At 53.3% G+C, this 17,800-nt stretch carries 17 protein-coding genes and 1 pseudogene; 17 read left to right on the top strand and 1 reads right to left on the bottom strand.

What is annotated here, in order from left to right:
• The first annotated feature begins 15 nt into the window (after nucleotides 1-15).
• The 12 genes from NUV48_07470 (at nucleotide 16) to NUV48_07415 (ending at nucleotide 11,865) form a co-directional block, all read left to right on the top strand.
• Nucleotides 16-1,128 (top strand): Xaa-Pro peptidase family protein, encoded by a 1,113-nt coding sequence (locus tag NUV48_07470; GenBank protein MCR4441979.1) that lies wholly within the window; start codon nucleotides 16-18, stop codon nucleotides 1,126-1,128.
• A 75-nt stretch (nucleotides 1,129-1,203) separates the two neighbouring features.
• Nucleotides 1,204-1,977 carry an IclR family transcriptional regulator gene (locus tag NUV48_07465; GenBank protein MCR4441978.1) on the top strand — a complete coding sequence of 258 codons (774 nt, stop codon included), beginning with the start codon at nucleotides 1,204-1,206 and terminating at the stop codon, nucleotides 1,975-1,977.
• Between the two features lie 373 nt (nucleotides 1,978-2,350).
• On the top strand, nucleotides 2,351-3,751 hold the full coding sequence (locus NUV48_07460; protein ID MCR4441977.1) for a sigma 54-interacting transcriptional regulator: 1,401 nt from the start codon (nucleotides 2,351-2,353) through the stop codon (nucleotides 3,749-3,751).
• A gap of 23 nt (nucleotides 3,752-3,774) precedes the next feature.
• Nucleotides 3,775-5,871 (top strand): sigma 54-interacting transcriptional regulator, encoded by a 2,097-nt coding sequence (locus NUV48_07455; GenBank protein ID MCR4441976.1) that lies wholly within the window; start codon nucleotides 3,775-3,777, stop codon nucleotides 5,869-5,871.
• Between the two features lie 287 nt (nucleotides 5,872-6,158).
• The gene (atoD, locus tag NUV48_07450) at nucleotides 6,159-6,845 is read left to right on the top strand and encodes an acetate CoA-transferase subunit alpha (protein ID MCR4441975.1); all 687 of its coding nucleotides are present in this window, start codon (nucleotides 6,159-6,161) and stop codon (nucleotides 6,843-6,845) included.
• 1 nt (nucleotide 6,846) lies between these two features.
• On the top strand, nucleotides 6,847-7,500 hold the full coding sequence (locus tag NUV48_07445; GenBank protein MCR4441974.1) for a CoA transferase subunit B: 654 nt from the start codon (nucleotides 6,847-6,849) through the stop codon (nucleotides 7,498-7,500).
• Nucleotides 7,501-7,554: 54 nt separating this feature from the next.
• Nucleotides 7,555-8,730, top strand: a complete 1,176-nt coding sequence (locus NUV48_07440; GenBank protein ID MCR4441973.1) for an acetyl-CoA C-acetyltransferase — start codon at nucleotides 7,555-7,557, stop codon at nucleotides 8,728-8,730.
• A gap of 145 nt (nucleotides 8,731-8,875) precedes the next feature.
• Complete coding sequence (locus NUV48_07435) at nucleotides 8,876-9,265, top strand: hypothetical protein (protein ID MCR4441972.1); 390 nt, start codon at nucleotides 8,876-8,878, stop codon at nucleotides 9,263-9,265.
• 22 nt (nucleotides 9,266-9,287) lie between these two features.
• Entirely contained in the window at nucleotides 9,288-9,842 is a 555-nt protein-coding gene (locus NUV48_07430) for a UbiX family flavin prenyltransferase (GenBank protein ID MCR4441971.1), read from the top strand.
• A 68-nt stretch (nucleotides 9,843-9,910) separates the two neighbouring features.
• Nucleotides 9,911-10,957 (top strand): branched-chain amino acid aminotransferase, encoded by a 1,047-nt coding sequence (locus NUV48_07425; protein MCR4441970.1) that lies wholly within the window; start codon nucleotides 9,911-9,913, stop codon nucleotides 10,955-10,957.
• A gap of 22 nt (nucleotides 10,958-10,979) precedes the next feature.
• The gene (locus NUV48_07420) at nucleotides 10,980-11,603 is read left to right on the top strand and encodes a nitroreductase family protein (GenBank protein MCR4441969.1); all 624 of its coding nucleotides are present in this window, start codon (nucleotides 10,980-10,982) and stop codon (nucleotides 11,601-11,603) included.
• Nucleotides 11,604-11,625: 22 nt separating this feature from the next.
• The gene (locus NUV48_07415; protein ID MCR4441968.1) at nucleotides 11,626-11,865 is read left to right on the top strand and encodes a thioredoxin family protein; all 240 of its coding nucleotides are present in this window, start codon (nucleotides 11,626-11,628) and stop codon (nucleotides 11,863-11,865) included.
• A 329-nt stretch (nucleotides 11,866-12,194) separates the two neighbouring features.
• On the opposite strand, the gene tyrS is transcribed toward NUV48_07415, so the two are convergent.
• Nucleotides 12,195-13,430: a tyrosine--tRNA ligase gene (tyrS, locus tag NUV48_07410; GenBank protein ID MCR4441967.1), complete on the bottom strand. Its 1,236-nt coding sequence runs from the start codon at nucleotides 13,428-13,430 to the stop codon at nucleotides 12,195-12,197.
• 192 nt (nucleotides 13,431-13,622) lie between these two features.
• On the opposite strand from tyrS, the pseudogene NUV48_07405 reads away from it, so the two are divergent.
• From NUV48_07405 to NUV48_07385, 5 genes and pseudogenes are all read left to right on the top strand, one after another.
• Nucleotides 13,623-13,922, top strand: a pseudogene (locus NUV48_07405) (hydroxylamine reductase).
• Nucleotides 13,923-14,030: 108 nt separating this feature from the next.
• Nucleotides 14,031-14,558, top strand: coding sequence for a DUF2148 domain-containing protein (locus tag NUV48_07400; GenBank protein ID MCR4441966.1), 528 nt, complete (start codon nucleotides 14,031-14,033; stop codon nucleotides 14,556-14,558).
• A gap of 18 nt (nucleotides 14,559-14,576) precedes the next feature.
• The gene (locus NUV48_07395) at nucleotides 14,577-15,227 is read left to right on the top strand and encodes a class II aldolase/adducin family protein (GenBank protein ID MCR4441965.1); all 651 of its coding nucleotides are present in this window, start codon (nucleotides 14,577-14,579) and stop codon (nucleotides 15,225-15,227) included.
• A 202-nt stretch (nucleotides 15,228-15,429) separates the two neighbouring features.
• Nucleotides 15,430-16,560: a hypothetical protein gene (locus NUV48_07390; protein ID MCR4441964.1), complete on the top strand. Its 1,131-nt coding sequence runs from the start codon at nucleotides 15,430-15,432 to the stop codon at nucleotides 16,558-16,560.
• Nucleotides 16,557-17,798, top strand: coding sequence for a CpaF family protein (locus NUV48_07385; protein MCR4441963.1), 1,242 nt, complete (start codon nucleotides 16,557-16,559; stop codon nucleotides 17,796-17,798). Before NUV48_07390 ends, NUV48_07385 begins: the two co-directional genes overlap by 4 nt.
• Nucleotides 17,799-17,800 lie beyond the last annotated feature (2 nt).

The following is a 17,800-nucleotide window of genomic DNA, read 5'->3' as shown; positions in this document are numbered from 1 at the left end:
AAAGGGGGAGTTGGGGTGAATAAAACGGCGTTTAAAAAGAGGATGGAAAAGCTGCAGTCAGCAATGCGGGCGGAGGGGATAGATGTCTGCCTGCTGGTTGACCGGGAAAACCTCCTGTATTTCGGCGGGATAGAGCAGGTGGAGTGTATGGCTGTGGTCGTTCCCCGGGAAGGAACCCCGCAAGGCACGACGCTCTCCCTGGACGTTCCGTGGGTGCGGGCCAACTGCGCCCTGGAAAAAGTCAGGGGCTACCGTTTCCCTGCTGAAACCCTGGCTGGTTCTATTATTGAAATCATAAAGGAGTTCGGCTATACAAACCCGGTTATCGGATTTGAACGATATTTTGTCGGGTTCGCCGTGTTCGACACGCTAAGAAAACATTTTGATGCCGGGAAGTTTTGCAACGCATCCGGGATAATCTATAAGCTGCGGGCCGTCAAGGACTGCGAGGAAATTGACAAGATCAAAAAAGCCTCACAGGCCGTTATTGCGGGAATGAAAGCTGCCGTCAGAGCGATCAGGCCGGGAGTGAGGGAAATCGACCTGGCGGCGGAAGCAGAATATGCCGCCATGAAATCAGGTTCGCAGGGAACTCCTTTCAGGATACAAATAGTATCAGGCGAAAAAACCATGCTTACGCACCCCTTTTCTGATAGCAAAACGGTAAAAGAAGGAGAGATAGTGCTTATCCATATCGGGGCAAGGGTTCAGGGCTACACGGCCAAGATGTGCAGGACCGCGGCAGTTGGCGCTGTTCCAAAAGAACAAAAAATGGTTTATGAGGTTTTGAAAAAGGCCCAGCGTGCGGGAATCGCCGCTATGAAACCGGGCGTGCCGTGCAGCGAAGTGGACAGGGCCGCAAGACAGGAGATTTATGAAGCGGGCTTTGATGACGCCGACTTCCTGGATGTCATTGGCCACGGCATTGGCTTAAGGCAGTCCGAATTCTATCCCATGATCGGCAAGAATTTTTCTTATACGTTACAAGCCAATATGGTCGTGGATATACTCCTGCCTTCAATCTACAGGCCGGGAGCGGGGGGTTCCCGCATTACCGACACCATCTGGATAAGGGGGGACGGCGCCGAAGTATTGACAAACTATCCCGCCGATTTGATACAGGCATAAACACTATTTTCAGAATGTGTTATAATAACTCCGTAAAAACTTTTCTCAATGTGATTTAGGGGGATAGCCAGCCGGATGGAATCAAACCACAGGAACGGCCATACTATTCAATCGGTGGAAAGGGCTCTCAACATCCTGGAAGAGTTCAGCGGCAAAGAAAAAGAGCTGGGAGTCACCGAAATAGCCAAACGGCTCGGCCTGAAAAAAAACACCTGTTTTGGGCTGCTAAAGACGCTGCAAAACAGGGGCTATGTGGAGCAAAACCCCGACACCGGAAAATACCGGCTGGGTTTAAAGATATTTCAGCTGGGCCAGGTCTATGAAGAGGGGCTGGAACTGAGAGAGATCGCCAGGCCGTACCTGCAGGATCTGGTTGAAAAAACCAGGGAAACAGTGCACCTGGTTGTTCGGAACCGGGCGGAGGCCGTTTATATCGAAAAAGTTGAAGGACCAAGCGCAATCAACATTATTTCCCAGGTCGGCAGGAGCGTCAACCTTCATTGCACGGGCGTCGGCAAGGCGCTTTTGGCCTATTTCCCGGAAAATCTGTACCGGGAAGTGCTGGCAAGGGGCTTGGGCAGGTTCACGGAAAAAACGATTACCGATCCCGGGGAGCTGGCAAAATCTTTGGAAGCAATAAGGGAAAAAGGATACAGCATAGACGACGAAGAAATAGAGATCGGGCTGCGCTGCATTGCCGCGCCTATATTCAACCACCGGAAAGAAGCGATAGCGGCCATCAGCATTTCCGGGCCTAAAACCAGGATCACGGATGAAAAAATTGAAGAATTCGCCCGGCTGGTTAAAACTGCTACCGGCAGTATTTCCATCAAACTGGGATACAGGTGAGAAGATAAAAATGAATCAGCATCTCGGCAAACCGGACCTGCCCTGCCGGAGGATTTTACCCGCCGGGTGGCGAGCAGGTCTTTTCGTTTGCCGTTCCCCTGTGCTGGATAACAGGAGCGCGAAATTGGGCGCGCTTATTTATTATGCAAGAACTGTGCCGGGATGACGGAGAACCGTGCCGTCCTTGCGGCCGCCTGCAGACGGGATTTTTCAGGATTTCTTTTTGCTGCAGAAGGAAAAACGTATGCGAGGGCGAAAACAATAAAAGAGGATTGCGGCGCACGCAGGATGCATATGGCCCTGCATGTATGCAATAATGCACACAAGCGCTTTGGCTGTGCATACGGGGACAACTGGCGAAGGCGGGAATGGCGTGGACAAATGGTTTTTGAAAGAAGAAAACGAATTATTAATGAAAATAATTGACTCCTCATATGACGGGATTTTTATCACCGACAGCGAGGGGGCGGCCATTTATTTCAATGACGCCTATTTGCGCATATCGGGATTGAAGCGAGAGAAGATACTGGGACGCCGTCTGCAGGACCTGGTTGCCGAGAATGAAATACCGGACGCCTGTTCACCGGAGGTGATCAGGACAAAAAAGCCGGTCACCAAGGTGATTGATTATTATAACGGCGTCTCGGCCCTTGTCACCAGCATCCCCGTATTCAACGACGAGGGAAGGCTGCTCAGGGTTTTTTCCAATGTTCGCGACATCACTGATTTGCTCAAGCTGCGGGAGGAATTAAAAAGCACGAGCGACCTGAATATGGAATACCGCCAGCAGTTGTGGCAGATGCACCGGGAGTCGCAAAAGTCAGGAAGGTTTGTGGTGGAAAGCCCTGCCATGCGGAATATCCGGCGGCTGGCCTTGAGGGTCTCCCAGGTTTCTTCGCCTGTGCTGATCCAGGGCGAATCCGGGGTGGGCAAGGACGTGCTGGCCCGCTACATCCATGAGGCGGCTGATCCTTCTTCTTCGCGACCGTTCATCCAGATCAACTGCAGCGCGATCCCGGAAAACCTGCTGGAGTCAGAGCTTTTCGGTTATGAGCCGGGCGCCTTTACCGGGGCGGCCAAAGGCGGGAAAAGAGGCTTGTTTGAACTGGCCAACGACGGGACGCTCTTTCTTGATGAGATCGGCGCCATGCCTCATTCCACGCAGGTTAAACTCCTTGATGTTCTGCAGAGAAACCAGGTTTACCGCTTGGGGGGGACCAGGACGGTCAACATCGATACGCGCATCATTGCCGCCACCAACAGCGATCTCGAAAAGATGGTCCGTGAAAACCGTTTTCGCCAGGACCTCTTCTACCGCCTGAACGTGATTCCCGTGCATATTCCACCGCTGCGCGAGCGGAAAGAGGACATCGTTCCCCTGGTATTCCATTTCTTAGAAGTTAACAATGACCGGTTCGGCTTTCAGAAAAAGATTTCGCCGCAGGCGCTGGAGACCCTCACCAGGTATGACTGGCCGGGCAATGTGCGCGAACTCAAAAACCTGGTGGAACGGATGATTGTTCTGGCAGACGGGGAGACAATAGACGAAAAGTGTATCCCCAGCCACATCAAAAAAGCGGTGGAAAAGGAACCAGGCGTTTTGCCCGTTGATTTGGATACGTTCGACTTAAAGGAGATCCAGAGCCGGGTGGAAGGCGAGGTTATCAAAAGAGCGTTAACGGTGTGCGGTTCTATGCGCAAGGCGGCCAGGGCCCTGGGAATCGACCTTTCCACCCTGGTGCGCAAGAAGAAGAAATACAATCTACAGGCATGATCCTGCCAGGGAGGCGAGGCTCGATGAAAAAGGCCGGGGATTTCATGACGCCCCAACCATTCTGTCTCAAGGCCGAGGACCCTGTCGGGCGCGCGGCGGCAGAATTCCGCAAAAGGATGATTGACGGGGCGCCGGTGGTTGACGACGAGGGAAGGGTGATCGGCCTGTTCACCAAGGGACACCTGATGGACGTGGTGGCCGGGGGACTGCCCAACACCACGCCGGTAAAGCAGCTGATGAAACAAGAAGTGATTACCGCGCGGGTGGATACACCGTTCCACGAGGTCTGCCAGGCGAAGGTGGGGAGGATGCCCGTCGTTGATGAGAAAAACAAAATAACGGGCATAATCACGCGCACGGACCTGATGGAGACGTTTTACCGGGATATGGAACAGTCTCACGACAAGCTCAAGGTCATCCTGGAATCGCTGTACAACGCAATTATCGCCGTTGACTCGCAAGGCATCATAACGAACTGGAATCCCGCCGCGGAAAGGATAACCGGCATTAAAGCGCGCAAGGCGGTGGGCAGGTTTGTGATGGACATAATACCCCAGAGCGGCCTGCTGGAAGTGCTGCGCACCGGGGAGTGCCGCTACAGTAAAAAGATCCAGTTCGGGCCGGTGACGGCTATCACCAACAGGTCTCCCATAATTAAAGACGGCAAGGTGACGGGGGCTGTCGCCGTTTTGCAGGACATCTCCGATCTGGAAGCGATTGCCAGCGAACTGAAGGCTTCCCAGGCCTTGAACAAGGAGCTTGATGCCATAATCGACTCGGTTTACGAGGGCCTGTACATTACGGACGGCAAAGGTTACACGACCAGGATCAACAAATCATATACCAGGATCACAGGCATCAAGCCTGAAGAGGTGATCGGCTGGCACATGAAAGACCTGGTGGAAAAGGGCTACTACTCCCAGTCGGTGACGCTCATCGTCCTGGAGAAGAAAGAGCCTGTGACCATCATGCACACCATCAAAGGGAGCAAGAGGTGCCTGATCACCGGGAACCCCATTTTTAACGAGAACGGCGAAATCATTTGCGTGGTGACGACGGTCAGGGACATTACGGAATTGATTAACCTGAAGGAAAAGCTGGAAAAAACGGAAGAGCTGACGAGAAAATACCACCTGGAGCTGGCCCACTTGCGGCAGCAGCAGCTGGAAAAATCGGAAGTTATAGGACAAAGCAGGGAAATCAAGCTGGTCATGGAACTCGCTTACAGGGCCTCGCAGGTCGATGCCAATGTATTGCTGCTGGGAGAGACGGGGGTGGGCAAGGACGTCATTGCCCTGTGGATCCATAAAGAAAGCCCGCGAAAGGACGGGCCGTTTATCAAAGTCAACTGCGCGGCTATACCTGAAAGCCTGCTGGAGTCCGAGCTGTTCGGCTACGAGAAAGGGGCCTTCACCGGCGCGCAGAACAGGGGCAAGCCGGGCATGTTTGAACTTGCCGATACAGGCACTATTTTGCTGGATGAAGTTGGCGACCTGCCTTTAAGCCTGCAGGCAAAGCTGCTGCGGGTGATCCAGGAAAAAGAGATTACGAGGATTGGGGGGACAAGGCCGCAGAAGCTGGACCTGCGGATCATCGCCGCCACCAACCAAAACCTTGCGGAACTGGTGAAGAAAGGGAAATTCAGGGAGGACCTGTATTACCGGTTGAATGTCATTCCCATTTATATCCCGCCGCTCAGGGAAAGGCGGGAGGATATCACCCTTCTGGCCAAGCATTACCTGGACTTTTACAACAGCAAATACAACAGGAAAAAGCAGCTGGATCATTCCGCCCTGGAGACGCTTTCCAGGTATGATTGGCCGGGAAACGTGCGCGAGCTGAGGAACCTCCTGGAGCGGGTAGTGGTAATCATCAATGATGATGTCATTACCAGGGACCACTTGAAGAGCTTGACGGAAAAAAGAGAGAGGGAAACACCTGCTGCCGGCGGGGATAAACAGATGCTGCTGGAAGAAGCCGTGGCCAGGGTGGAGAGGGAACTGATCGCCAAGGCCCTGGAAAGCCAGGGCAGCACGCGCAAGGCGGCGTCTTTGCTGGGCATAAGCCAGCCGACAGTTGTGAGAAAAGCCAGGAAGTACGGCCTGAAAACCGCCGATTGATGCAATGGCGCATCATAGCGATACAATAATGCATCATGTGCATATATCCATTGAGGTTAGTTAAAAAGGACGGAAATCTATTGTTTAACCGCGCTTGCGATGCGAATGCGTATCACCGGCGCGGTTTTTTAGACTGCGTGAATTATACAGCCTTTGATAAAGCGGGTTTTACCGGCTTCGAGAATTTCGGCACGGTCTTTGCATTAACAATTTATAGACTTGATGCATGAGGGATAAACAAGGCGAAGATTCATTTATTGAGTTTAAAAACGCGGAGGAGGTTAAAGATGGGCAAGAGCAAGATTATCTCAGTGCAGGAAGCCGTGGGCAAAGTAAAAGACGGCGATGTCATCATGATCGGCGGATTTTTGGGTGTAGGCGCTCCGGAAAGGCTGGTCGACGCCCTGGTGGAAAAAGGGGTGAAAAACCTCACGGTAATCGGCAACGATACCGCCTTTCCCGACAAGGGGATAGGGAAGCTGGTGGTCAGCAAGCAGGCCAAGAAGGTTATCGTTTCTCACATCGGAACAAACCCGGAGACGGGCCGCCAGATGAACGCCGGCGAACTGGAGGTAGAACTTGTGCCCCAGGGGACGCTGGCGGAAAGAATCCGCGCGGCAGGAGCGGGGCTGGGTGGAATTCTCACACCCACCGGTATCGGCACGATCGTTGAAGAGGGTAAGAAAAAGCTGGAGGTCTACGGCAAAGAATACCTGCTGGAACTGCCCCTTAAGGCCGGCATTGCCTTTATCAAAGCCCACAAGGCTGATAAAAAGGGCAACCTGGTTTACCGTTATTCCAGCCGGAATTTCAACCCCCTTATGGCCATGGCCGCCGATTACGTGGTTGTGGAAGCCGAGCAGCTTGTAGAGGTGGGCGAAATCGATCCCGATGAAGTGATGACGCCCCATGTGTTGGTTGATGCCATTGCGGCGCCGGAAAGCGGCTGCGCAAAGCAAAAAGGAGGTGCTTAAAATGAATCCCCGCGAACTGATCGTGAAAAGAGTGGCCAAAGAATTCAAAGACGGCGACCTGGCCAACCTGGGCATCGGTATGCCGACACTTGTAGCCAATTATCTACCCGCGGGCGTGGAGGTGACCCTGCAGTCGGAAAACGGCTTCGTAGGCATGGGACCGACTCCTCCGCCTGGACAGGAAGACAAGGACCTGACAAACGCAGGCGCCCAGCCGGTCACGATACTTCCAGACGCGGCTTTCTTCGACAGCGCAATGTCTTTTGCCCTGATCCGCGGCGGCCACCTCGACATTACGGTGCTTGGAGCGCTGCAGGTGGATGCCGAAGGGAATTTGGCCAACTGGATGATCCCGGGTAAAATGGTGCCCGGGATGGGCGGGGCGATGGACCTGACGGTTGGAGCCAAGAAAGTGATCATTGCGATGGAACACACTGCCAAGGACGGGAGCCCGAAGATCCTGAAAAAATGCAACCTTCCTCTAACCGCAAAAGGCCAGGTTGATATGATCGTCACCGAAATGGCCGTCATTGAAGTGACCAAGGAGGGTCTTGTGTTGAAAGAGGTAGCGCCGGGGCTGACTGCCGAAGACGTGCGGAAAGCCACGGAAGCTGAATTGATCGTCAGGCCGGACCTGAAAGTGATGGAAGTTTAAACGGGCCGACAGCGGAATTTTGAATGAACAATAAGAAAATATGGAGGGAAGAATATGAAAGAGGTTGTGATCCTGAGCGCGGTCAGGACGCCCATTGGTTCCTTCGGGGGCTCTTTGGCCGGCGTATCGGCGGTGGAACTGGGTTCTCTGGTCATTAAAGAAGCGCTGGCCAGGGCCGGGGCGACACCTGAAATGGTGGACGAAGTCATTATGGGCTGCATCCTGCAGGCAGGACTGGGTCAAAACGTGGCCCGCCAGGCCTCGATTAAAGCCGGTCTGCCCATCAGCACGCCGTCCATGACCGTCAACAAGGTTTGCGGCTCCGGGCTAAAAGCCGTGATCCTCGGGGTCCAGGCGATTGCCGCCGGCGATGCCAGCCTGGTTGTGGCGGGCGGTACGGAAAACATGTCGCAGGCGCCCTACCTCGTGCCCAAGGCGCGTTTTGGTTACCGCATGGGGCACGGGCAATTGATGGATTCCATGATCGTTGACGGGCTGTGGTGCGCCATGTCGGACTACCACATGGGCGTAACCGCCGAGAACATAGCGGAACGCTGGGGCATTTCCCGGAAAGAGCAGGACGAGTTTGCCGCAGCCAGCCAGAACAAGGCGGAAAAAGCGATCAAGGAGAGGCGCTTTGCCGATGAGATCACGCCGGTGATGGTGCCGGCCAAAGGCGGGTATACGGAATTTGCCGTAGACGAATTCCCGCGCCCGGGCGTGACTGTGGAAGCCCTCGGCAAACTTAAACCGGCGTTTAAAAAAGACGGGACGGTTACCGCCGGTAACGCTTCGGGGATCAATGACGGCGCGGCCGCGCTGGTTCTCGCTTCCAGGGAAAAAGCCCTTGAGCTTGGCAAGAAAGGCATGGCGCGTTTTGTGGCCGGCGCTTCGGCAGCGGTGGACCCGGCCGTAATGGGTATCGGGCCGGTTGAAGCCACGAAAAAAGCGCTGGCTAAAGCCGGCTGGAAGCTGGAAGACGTGGAACTCATCGAGGCCAACGAGGCCTTTGCCGCCCAATCCATCGCCGTGGCCAGGGACCTTGGCTTCAACATGGACATAGTTAACGTCAACGGCGGCGCCATCGCCTTGGGCCACCCCATCGGCGCGAGCGGGGCGCGGATACTTGTCACCCTTCTGCACGAAATGCAAAAGAGGGATGCCAAGAAAGGGCTGGCGACCCTCTGCATCGGCGGCGGCCAGGGAGTTGCCGCCCTGGTGGAAAGATGAAATAGGGATAATAAAAAAATTGTTTAAACGGCGCCTGAACGGCGCCAATTATTTTCCGCTGCACAGGCATAATGGGTGTATAATTAATAAAAAACCTTTTAACAACTCGGAAGGGTAAAACGGTGAAGAGGGTGAAGGAGGAAACATGGCCGGCATAATTACCGAGAGGATCGATGACGGCAGGTACTCCCTGGAGGCTGTCGCGATCGACAGTTCCGGCGGAGTCAGCATTTACCTGGGAGGCGGAGAAAAGCCCCATATCGGGACGGTGGCCGTGAGCCAGCCAAGACCAAGTTTAAGCGGAGACGGGACAATAAGCTGCACGACTTCGGTGTTCAATCTCTTGCACCACAAAGACGACAAGCTGGCCGTGCCCCTTGCGGAAATGCTCTGCCGGGCGCTTAACCAGGTGGTGGTTGTCACGGCGGGAATTCATATCGAGCAGGCTACGAGTCAAGAAATAATGAAGTTTTACGAAAACGCGGACATGATTGGCCGGAAAATCCTGGGGCGCTTGAAGCGGTCGCAGGAATGAAGCATTGAAGGGAGCGAGGAAAGTGAAACTGGTTGTTGCGATTACCGGCGCTTCGGGAGCGATTTACGGCATACGGGTGCTGGAACAGCTCAAACAAAAAGGGGTCGAGACTCACCTGGTAATAACCGAGTGGGGCAGGGAAATCATCGAGCAGGAAACCCGGTACACGGTGGAAGAGGTCAGAGCCCTGGCGGATTACAACTATGATGAAAAAAACCTGGCCGCCCGGATTTCCAGCGGATCTTTCAGGTGTGACGGCATGATCGTGGTCCCCTGCAGCATGAAGACTTTGTCGGGAATTGCCAGCGGATATGCGGAAGACCTGCCGACCCGGGCCGCGGACGTGATGCTCAAGGAGCAAAGGAAGCTGGTTCTGATTGTGCGGGAGACGCCTTTAAACGCGGTTCACCTGGAAAACATGCTGAAACTGGCCCGCCTAGGGGTAGTGATCATGCCGCCGGTTCCTGCTTTCTATACCCGGCCGAAGGACCTGGACGAAGTCATTCACCAGACGGTGGGCCGGGCGCTGGACCAGTTCGGGATAGAAATCGAGAATCTTAAAAGGTATTTACAATAGTTCTACAACTGGTTTAAGATTAAATAGTGGTTAATTGATTTTTTTATTAAAAAGGAGGAGTATCGCAAGTGAGACCGCCGTACGATGACACCTCAAAACTTGGTTTCGGCAAGTATTACACCGACTACATGTTTGTCATGAAATACAGCGAAGGAAAAGGATGGCACGACAGGGAGATCAAGAAGTATGAGCCATTAATGCTGGACCCTGCCGCCTGCGTGCTCCATTATTCTCAGGAAATATTTGAGGGGTTGAAAGCCTACCTTTCCAAAGACGGGCGTATTCTCCTGTTCCGCCCGGAAGAAAACGCGCGCCGGATGAACCGTTCGGCGCGGCGCCTGTATATGCCGGAAATACCGGAGGAAGAATTCCTGCGGGCTCTTTCGGAACTGGTAATAAAAGAAAAGCACTGGATTCCAGGGGACCCCGGCACCTCTCTGTACATTCGCCCCACCATGCTGGGAGTGGAGGCCTTCCTGGGCGTAAAACCAGCCAAGGAATACCTGTTTTACATCATTCTTTCGCCTGTAGGCCCTTATTACAAGGAAGGGTTTAACCCTATCGGCATTTACGTCGAAGACAGGCTTGTCCGGGCCTCGGTCGGAGGGGTGGGCGATGTGAAAACGGGCGGCAACTACGGCGCGAGCCTGCTGGCGGGGATGAAAGCCCAGGAAAAAGGCTTTGCCCAGGTGCTTTACCTTGATGCCAAGGAGAACCGCTATGTTGAAGAGGTCGGCTCATCCAACGTGTTTTTTGTGATCGACGGGGTGCTTGTTACGCCGCCCTTAACCGGGTCCATCCTCCCGGGAATAACCAGGGATTCTGTGCTCAAGATGTCTCCGGACCTTGGTTACCGGGTGGAGGAAAGGCTGATTACCATCGACGAGGTTCTGGAAAGCATCGCTTCCGGCAGGTTGACCGAAATGTTTGGCACCGGCACGGCTGCCGTAATTTCCCCGGTTGGCCTTTTGTGCTATAAGGAGAAAGAGTATGCGATCAATAATAAGCAGGTCGGCGAGGTGACGGCCAACCTGTACAAAAGATTGGTAGACATCCAGTACGGGCTGGCCGAAGACCCTTATGGCTGGGTTCGTGAAATCGGAAGAATTAATTAATATTTAGAAGGGAGTACAGTTTATGGAATTCAGGGAACTTGTGACCCAGAGGCGCAGTATCCGCAGGTTTAAGCCTGATCCGGTGAGCATGGAAGATATCAAGGAGATCATTGCCGCGGCCGTTGAGGCGCCGAATGCCGGGAATGAGCAGATGTGGCACTTCATGATCATCACGAACGAGAAAAAGAAAGAGCAAATGGCCGAAATCATTACGAACCGCCTGGAGAGATTGGCTGCTGCTGTTGGTTTGACGGCGGAACAGGTCAAGCCTGTGATAAAGACGGCGACTTTTTTTTCGCAGGCCCCGGTGGTTATCGCCGTAACGACAAGGCCGTACCGCTCCAAGGTTGACCAGATGTTGAAAGAAAGCGGCCTCAGCGACAGAGAAATCGATGAACTTCGTTCGCGGCCTGATTTGCAGAGCATCGGGGCGGTTATCCAGAACCTGCTCCTGGCAGCCTGGGAAAAAGGATACGGCAGCTGCTGGATGACAGGTCCCTGCGTGGCCCGGCCAGAGCTGGAAGCTTTTCTGGGTGTCACGGGTCCACGTTCCCTGGCGGCTTTAGTCCCGATCGGCAGGGCGGAAATCGTCCCGGCCACGCGAGGCCGGAAGCCTATAGAAGAAGTAATCACAATAGTTGAATGAAATAACAATTGGAGGGTAAACTGTGGACATTAGGATTTACGCTAAGGAGGAGAAAATATGTAACCGTATCGAAAGGGACGTTATCAGGGCGCTGGCCGTCCTTGACGTGATAGCGTATGTGGATGTGGTAAGCGATCCCGGCGAAATCAGGGAAGCCGGCATTGTGACAACGCCGTGCCTGACCATAAACGGCAACCCAAAGGTTTACGGGAGCATACCATCAAAAGATGAAATAATTCAATTCATCAAGGAAGAACTGTAATAGACTGAACGGCTCGTTGAATGATTGGCCCACAAAAGCAAACTCCAGGCGGATGGCCTGGAGTTTTATCATTAAATAGGGATCAGCGGGCATTTTGCCTGGCGGCAGGTTAGTATTCGCTGGTTAGAGCCCGCTCGGTATCCGAAATGATCTCTTCCATTATTTCATAGTCGGGTTTTTTATCCTGCTGTATTATTGTATACATTAACGCAATCCCCCAACAATACCGCAATTCATGTTTTAATGTTAACATGAATCAATACAAAAAACAAGTGGTTGAGCGAAAAATATTGTATACATGGATTGCTGGATGCGGGGAACAGCGCAGGTTAAACCAGCTTGACCAGGTGATAAACTTTCTTGCCTTTTCGCAAAAGAAGCCTGTTTTCGGAGAAATCGGCCAGGGTAACCGGGCGGTTGAAATCGTCGATCCTTTCTTTGCCGATGTAAATGCCTCCCTGTTCGACCAGCCGCCGCCCTTCGCTCTTGGAGGAAGCCAGGCCGGTTTCCAGGAGCAGGGCGAGGACATCAAGACCTTTTTCCAGGCGGTCCTTTGGCACTTCCGTAAAGGGCACGGAGCCGCTGCCGGGATTCGCGCTGCCGAAGAGGGCCCTGGCGCCTTTTTGGACGCTGCGGGCTTCCTCTTCGCCGTGGACAAGTTTTGTCACTTCGTAAGCCAGGGCCTCCTTGGCTTCGTTTATTTTTTCGCCCGGCAGGCTGCCCAGGCGGTTCACTTCCTCCATGGGGAGAAAGGTAAGCAGGGCCAGGCAGTTTTTGACATCCGGGTCATCCACATTGCGCCAGTACTGGTAAAAGTCATAAGGTTTCGTTTTTTGAGGGTCCAGCCACACCGCGCCGGATTCTGTTTTACCCATTTTTTTACCCTCGCTGGTTGTGAGCAGCCGGAAAGTGAGGCCGTAAGAGGAGGCGTTTTCTTCTCTCCTGATCAGGTCTACACCGAAAATAATGTTGGACCACTGGTCGTTGCCGCCCATTTGCAGCCTGCAGTTGTATTTACGGTAGAGTTCGAGAAAATCATAGGACTGCATCAGCATGTAGTTGAATTCCAAAAACGAGAGCCCTTTTTCCAGCCTGTTTTTGAAACACTCCGCCGCCAGCATTTTATTGACGGAAAAATGTTTGCCTATGTCCCGGAGGAATTCCACATATCTTAATTCAAGCAGCCAGTCGGCGTTGTTGACCATGATTGCTTTGCCTTCGCTGAAATCGATGAAGCGGGAAAACTGTTTTTTAAACGATTCCGCATTGCGGTTGATCTGTTCGAGGGTCAGCATTTTACGCATGTCGGTCCTGCCGGAAGGGTCGCCCACCATAGCCGTCCCGCCTCCCAGGAGGGCGATGGGCTTGTGCCCGGCTTTTTGCATGTGCATCATGACCATGATTTGAATGAAATGACCCACGTGCAGGCTGTCGGCGGTGGGATCGAAACCGATGTAAAACGTTACGGGTTCGCGGGCGAGGAGGTCCTTTATTTCTTCTTCGTGGGTGGCCTGCTCGATGTAGCCTCTTTCCTGCAGTGTATCATAGACGCTCGTCTTGGACATTTGATATTCTCTCCTTTGGATGCTGCCGGCATTATATATACTAAACTAATACATCGTTCTCCCCGCTGTCAAGAAAAATGCCGCCGCGTTAAACTGTTTTTGCCGCAAAACGCTTAAAAGGCCAGGTCTTCAATGGCTCGCAGGTCCAGGATGGCGATGGAACTGGGCAAGATTAACCTTCGCTGCATGGAGCTGCTGGACATCGGCCAGTGCAACGACGCCTATTCGGCGATCAAGATCGCGGAAGCACTTGCCGGGGTTTTCCAGTGCGGGATTAACGAACTGCCGCTTTCGCTCGTCCTTTCCTGGTACGAGCAAAAGGCCGTGGCCATCCTCCTGACGCTGCTTTATTTGGGAATCAGGAAAATACGCCTGGGTCCTTCGCTGCCGGCTTTCATCTCCCCGAACGTGCTGAAGGTTTTGGTGAACAATTTCGAGTTGATGCCGGTAACGGAAGCGGAAAGCGACCTGAAGGCGATCCTGGGAGAATAAAAACCAGTTTTTTTAAAACTACCCTTGCGGTAGTTTTTCTTTTATAATAGAAAGAGTACAGGATTAAGCCGGGAAAGGGCATTTTCCCGGGCGAGGGGAGAGATGGAAATGGAAGAGAATTTGAAGGATGCCCTTTTAAAGGCGGCGGAGTTCATGGCGATCGCCGCCAGGACAGCCCCCAAAGCCGCTGGGAAGGACTTTATCCAAATAAAGATAGTCAGCGGTGACGATCTGAAAAAACTGGCCGGGGCGATGGTTGAGTATGGAAATGAAAGCAATAAGAAGAATTTTGATCGGGACGGGGAAAACGTGAGGAACTCGGATGCGGTGCTCCTGCTTTCGCTTGCGGCGCCGCAGCCTACCGGTCTCAACTGCGGGGCCTGCGGCAAGGAAAAATGCGTCGAGCTGCAGGCTGTTGAAGGTCCGGAATTCAAAGGACCGCTTTGCGCCTGGCGCATCTTGGATCTCGGCATTGCCCTCGGTTCTGCCGCCAAAACGGCCAGCATCTTCAACCTGGACAACCGGATCATGTACCGCGTGGGGGTTGCGGCCAGGAAACTCGGCTTGATTGAAGGCGAGCTGGCCGTGGGCATACCGGTCTCGGTTACTGGTAAAAGCATCTATTTCGACAGGTAGAGGCCGGTCTTGGTTAAGGTGGTTTTGGAAGAACAGCGTAAAAAGGTAATATCAATTGCCCAAAAAGCCAGGGAGTCCGGTCTGGTTGCCCTGACATTCGGCAACTTCAGCCTGCGGGACAGGGAGACGGGATATGTTTGCATAACTCCATCGGGGCTGGATTACAGGGAGCTGGTTCCCGGGGACATTGTCGTGGTAGACCTGGAAAGGAACGTTATCCAGGGTTCCAGGAAGCCTTCGGCGGAAACGCCCATGCACCTTGCTGTATACCGGAAAAGGCCCGACGTTTTTGGCATTTGTCATACCCATTCGCCGTATGCCACGGCCTGGGCCTCCTGTAAGACTGTCCTTCCTGTTCTTGTTGCCGAACTGGCGGCGCTGGTTGGGGAGGAAGTTGTAAAAACAGCTCCCTACCGCCCTATGGGGACCGTAGAGCTGGGAGAAATCGCTGCCGGCTCCCTGGGAGACAGGTATGCCGTGCTGCTGGCAAATCATGGCCTGCTTGCTGTCGGGCCTGATCTTGAGGCGGCTTATGCCAATGCAGTAGTGGTGGAGGAAGGCGCCAGGATTGCTTACCTGGTCAGAAATATAGGCGAGGCCAGGCTGCTTTCGCCGGATGAATGCCGCAGCCTGAAGCAATGGGCGGATGAAAAATACGGGCAAAAGTGAAATGATCGAAAAATGAGGTTGTTTTAAATAGGTTCCGGGCTCCGGGTATAAGCCGGGCCTTTTTGTTTTTTGGCCCTGACCGCATAACGGAAATGAGTCAAAAATAACAAAATTTTAATATATGACAGTGCAGGAAAATATAATAATATGTAGAATATTAAAGAATAAACGGCATAAAATGTAAGTGAAGAAGGAATTTGCAGTGGCGAGAATACATGTTGTTATTGCCGACAAAGATGAAGAATACTCCGGCAGCCTGGTGGATTTTTTGCTTTCCCACTATTCCAGCAGGTTTGAGGTGACCTCCTTTAATGAGGATTCTTTTTTGCGCGACTACCTGGAAAAGAAAAAAGAGTCTGTCGATCTGCTCCTCCTTGGCCCCGGGTTTACGTTGGAGAAGCGTGACTGGGACGGTGCTGGTGTCGTCGTTTTTCTGGCAGGGGAAGAACCTTTGCCTGAAAATGAAAAGGAAACGATTTTCAAGTACCAGTGCGGTGAGAGGCTGGTCAACCAGATAATGGATATTTATGCCCGAAAAAACAGCAAGTTTTCTTTCCCGCCGGGCGGCAGCAAAAAGACGCGAGTGGTCGCCTTTTATTCGGCAGCCGGGGGAACGGGCAAAACGACGCTGGCCGTGGGGTCTTCGCTTCATTCGGCCTGGGAAGGCAAGAGCGTTTTTTATTTGAACCTGGAAATGACGCCTTCTACGGAACTCTTTTTCAGCGGCGAACAGGGCTGCAGCCTTTCCAATGTTCTTTTTTTCCTCAGAAAAGGCGGCGGGGACCTTGCCCACAAAGTGGACGGCGCCAGGTGCGAGGACTGTTTCCATAATGGTATTTATTTTTTTAAGCCGCATGCAAGTGCCCTGGATTTGAAGGAAAACCTGGCCAGCGAACTGCGTCTGCTGGTAAACATCCTGGGCCTGACCAGGCGTTACGACCGCATCTTTGTTGATATGTCGGCCTGCCTGGACAGCAACAACCTGGCTGTCCTCGAAGCCTGCGACGAGATAATGATGGTGGTCACCGGGGATGTTGTTCAGGCGAAAAAAACGAACGCCCTGCTGAAAGAGCTGCAGTCCATCGAGAACAGTAAGGGTGCCGGATTGCTCGGAAAAATCAAGTATGTTGTCAACATGTGCGAGACGAGAAACCCTCCTGAAGCCAGGCCCCCAGGTTTCGCCGGACAAGATGTTTATTGCGAGGTTCCCCGTGTCGGTTCACTGGTGATACCGCGGCATGGCAAATACGGACTCGATCTTAATTCCTGTTTCGGGGAAGCCATTTATCGATTGAATGCCGGGTTTTCACAGAACGACGGCGGCAGGTGGTGAGGTGGCTGGAAAAGAAAGAACGGCTGATCGGCGAAATCAGGGATGAGGTCAGCAGGCGCGTCGATTTTAGCGAAGAACCGTCGGACGAAGAAGTGGAAGAACTGATAACCAGGGTTGTTTTCGAGAAAACACGGGAGTATTACCTGGACCTTTCGGAAAGGCAAGAGGTTATCAGGCAGGTGTTCAACGCGATGCGGCGGCTCGGAGAACTCCAGCCCCTGATGGAGGATAATTCCATTACGGAAATCATGGTTAACGGGCCGGAACATGTTTTTATTGAGAGGGGCGGCAGCGTTTACGAAACGAATATAACCATCGAGAGCCGGGAGAAGCTTGAGGACATGATCCAGTCGATTGTGTCCAGGGTTAACAGAGCTGTCAACGAAGCCTCTCCGCTTGTCGATGCCAGGTTGAAAGACGGTTCCCGGGTAAGCGTTATCCTTCCCCCGGTGGCCTTGGACGGCCCGGTCATGAACATCAGGAAGTTCCCTGAAAGGCCCCTGACGGTGGACGAACTGGTTGCCGGGGGCACGTTGACCGGGGAAGCCGCCGAGTTTCTCGGCAGGCTGGTAAAGGCTCGCTACAACATTTTCATTTGCGGCGGCACCGGTTCAGGAAAAACCACGTTTCTCAACACCCTGGCCAATTTTATTCCGCTGTCCGAGAGAATAGTTACCATTGAGGACTCGGCGGAACTGCAGCTAAAAGCCCTCAAGAACGTGGTGAGGATGGAAGCGAGAAACGCCAATACGGAGGGGCGGGGACAGGTAACGCTGCGCGACTTGATCAAAATGTCACTGCGCCTTAGGCCCGACAGGATTATCGTCGGGGAAGTGCGGGGACCGGAAGCCCTGGACATGCTGCAGGCCATGAACACGGGGCATGAAGGGTCTTTATCGACGGGCCACGCCAATACGCCGGGCGATATGCTGAGGAGGTTGGAGACCATGGTGCTGATGGGTACTCCTTTGCCCTTAGAAGCTGTCAGGCAGCAGATCGCTTCAGCCCTCGACATAGTCGTCCACCTGTCGCGCTTGCGCGACAGTTCGCGCCGTGTCCTGGAAATAACGGAGGTTGCGGGCTGTGAAAAAGGGGAGATTGTCCTCAATCCCCTTTTCGTTTTCCGGCAAACGGCCGCCGCCGGCGACGGAATTGTTAACGGTAGCCTGCAGAGGACGGGCAATCCTCTTCTGAACAGGCACAAGCTGAAAATGGCCGGCCTACCCGGCGAAAGTTGAGG

The organism is Peptococcaceae bacterium (assembly GCA_024655825.1).
Classification (GTDB): Bacteria; Bacillota; Peptococcia; order DRI-13; family PHAD01; genus JANLFJ01.
This window is presented reverse-complemented; position numbering and strand designations above follow the sequence as displayed.

Coding starts and splice junctions, on each gene's coding strand:
- NUV48_07465 (MCR4441978.1), top strand. CDS start 1,204: ATGGAATCAAACCACAGGAACGGCCATACTATTCAATCGGTGGAAAGG.
- NUV48_07455 (MCR4441976.1), top strand. CDS start 3,775: ATGAAAAAGGCCGGGGATTTCATGACGCCCCAACCATTCTGTCTCAAG.
- atoD (MCR4441975.1), top strand. CDS start 6,159: ATGGGCAAGAGCAAGATTATCTCAGTGCAGGAAGCCGTGGGCAAAGTA.
- NUV48_07445 (MCR4441974.1), top strand. CDS start 6,847: ATGAATCCCCGCGAACTGATCGTGAAAAGAGTGGCCAAAGAATTCAAA.
- NUV48_07440 (MCR4441973.1), top strand. CDS start 7,555: ATGAAAGAGGTTGTGATCCTGAGCGCGGTCAGGACGCCCATTGGTTCC.
- NUV48_07435 (MCR4441972.1), top strand. CDS start 8,876: ATGGCCGGCATAATTACCGAGAGGATCGATGACGGCAGGTACTCCCTG.
- NUV48_07420 (MCR4441969.1), top strand. CDS start 10,980: ATGGAATTCAGGGAACTTGTGACCCAGAGGCGCAGTATCCGCAGGTTT.
- tyrS (MCR4441967.1), bottom strand. CDS start 13,430: ATGTCCAAGACGAGCGTCTATGATACACTGCAGGAAAGAGGCTACATC.
- NUV48_07400 (MCR4441966.1), top strand. CDS start 14,031: ATGGAAGAGAATTTGAAGGATGCCCTTTTAAAGGCGGCGGAGTTCATG.